Origin of the sequence: Mesorhizobium sp. M7A.F.Ca.CA.004.04.2.1, assembly GCF_004022825.1 — a bacterium.
Lineage (GTDB): Bacteria > Pseudomonadota > Alphaproteobacteria > Rhizobiales > Rhizobiaceae > Mesorhizobium.
Window position 1 is genome coordinate 1 of the sequence record NZ_RZPH01001479.1, and the last position, 1,002, is coordinate 1,002.

Genomic DNA, 1,002 nt, shown 5'->3' on the forward strand with positions numbered 1-1,002 from the left:
GCTCAGAGGCGTTCCGGCCACGCTGCTGGTGACCTTCGGCGCTTTCGGAGTCGGGGCCATCGCAGCCATGCCGCTGGTGCTGATGCGACGTTCCCGGTTGCTTCTGCTAAGCGCGCCGGCGCGCCTATACATCGACGTTGTCCGAGGAATCCCGCCGATCGTCTGGCTGTTCATTATTTTCTTCGGATTGGGCAGCGGAGTGATCGTTCTCAGTTCATATCAGGCTGCCATCCTGGGCATGGGGTTGGTATCAACGGCCTATCTCGCTGAAATCTATAGGGGTGGCTTCCTGGCCCTCTCGAAGGGCCAGCGGGAGGCGTCCACGGCGCTCGGTATGTCGCGCCTGGATACGCTGCGCTATATCCTGGCGCCGCAGGTCCTGCGCGTCTCGGTTCCACCCATGGCGACCTTCCTTGTTAGCCTGCTCAAAGACACGACCGTGGCCTCCACGATCGGTGTCCGCGACGTGATGATGTACGCATCGCAGCAGGCTCAAGGCGGCGGCGGCAGCTTCGCGCCGTTCATTTTCGCCGCGCTTCTCTACATCGTGCTGTCCATACCCGTTGTCGTGTTGGCACGCGCCGTGGACGGGCGGCTGCGCTCAAGGGGGCAAGCGAAATGAGCGAGATGCTGGCTAACTGGCTGGACTGGTCGCCCCAGCTTTTCCAAGGAGCTATTGTCAGTCTTCAGTTGGCGGGCCTGGCGCTGCTGTTCGGATTGCCTATCGGCCTCGTTCTTGCGCTTGCCTCTTCCTCTGGAAACAGGCTCGTCCGCTATTTCGCGGTGGTATTGGTCGAGATCGGGCGTGGTGCGCCTGCACTCGTCGTCCTGCAGATGGTCTACTATGGATTGCCTGCTTCCGGGATGACCGTAAGTGCCTTCACCTCTGGCGTGATTGCGTTGGCGCTAACGACAGGCGCCTACACCAGCGAGATCCTTCGCGCCGGTCTGAACGCGGTTCCGCATTGTGAGATCGAGGCGGGCTGGGCGCTCGGCATGACC

Annotated in this window: 2 protein-coding genes; both read left to right on the plus strand. The window is 61.9% G+C overall.

Annotated features, from left to right (window positions below):
• On the plus strand, positions 1–622 hold a 622-nt coding region (locus tag EN893_RS35520), incomplete at its 5' end, for an amino acid ABC transporter permease (protein ID WP_164901468.1).
• The coding region (locus EN893_RS35525; RefSeq protein ID WP_128362244.1) for an ABC transporter permease subunit at positions 619–1,002 on the plus strand (384 nt) is incomplete at its 3' end. The genes EN893_RS35520 and EN893_RS35525, both read left to right, overlap by 4 nt.